Genomic DNA, 550 nt, shown 5'->3' with positions numbered 1-550 from the left:
CCCGTTCCCATGCCGAACACGGAAGTTAAGCTCTTCAGCGCCGATGGTAGTTGGGGGCTCTCCCCCTGCAAGAGTAGGACGTCGCCAGGCTTGTCATTATTCCACAGTAGCTCAGTGGTAGAGCAATCGGCTGTTAACCGATCGGTCGTAGGTTCGAATCCTACCTGTGGAGCCATTTGCTTCCATAGCTCAGCAGGTAGAGCACTTCCATGGTAAGGAAGGGGTCATCGGTTCGAATCCGGTTGGAAGCTCCAAGACAACATGGCCCGTTGGTCAAGCGGTTAAGACACCGCCCTTTCACGGCGGTAACACGGGTTCGAATCCCGTACGGGTCACCATTTTTCAAAGAAGCTTACGGGCTTCTCACCCAAGGGTACCCCCGCAAGATGCAATCTCAAGAAGATTCGCAGCGGGACTAGCTAACGCGTCGGAATCCCGTACGGGTCACCAACTTAATTTATTGTTTTACTCTGTGGAGGATTAGCTCAGCTGGGAGAGCATCTGCCTTACAAGCAGAGGGTCGGCGGTTCGAGCCCGTCATCCTCCACCA

The 550-nt window shown here is 54.4% G+C and carries 4 tRNA genes and 1 rRNA gene; all 5 read left to right on the top strand.

The annotated features are described in order from the left end of the window. Window positions 1–90, top strand: a 5S ribosomal RNA gene (gene rrf / locus ACXAHI_RS21015); the annotation flags it as partial. Between the two features lie 10 nt (window positions 91–100). After that, window positions 101–175 (top strand) — tRNA-Asn (locus ACXAHI_RS21010). A 3-nt stretch (window positions 176–178) separates the two neighbouring features. Further along, window positions 179–254: transfer RNA gene (locus tag ACXAHI_RS21005), tRNA-Thr, on the top strand. Between the two features lie 9 nt (window positions 255–263). Further along, a tRNA-Glu gene (locus ACXAHI_RS21000) sits at window positions 264–338 on the top strand. A gap of 136 nt (window positions 339–474) precedes the next feature. Further along, window positions 475–550: transfer RNA gene (locus ACXAHI_RS20995), tRNA-Val, on the top strand.

It is taken from the genome of Anaerobacillus sp. ABD4_527, from assembly GCF_056160805.1.
Note: the sequence above shows the minus strand (reverse complement) of the source record. Positions and strands in the feature narration are given on the sequence as shown.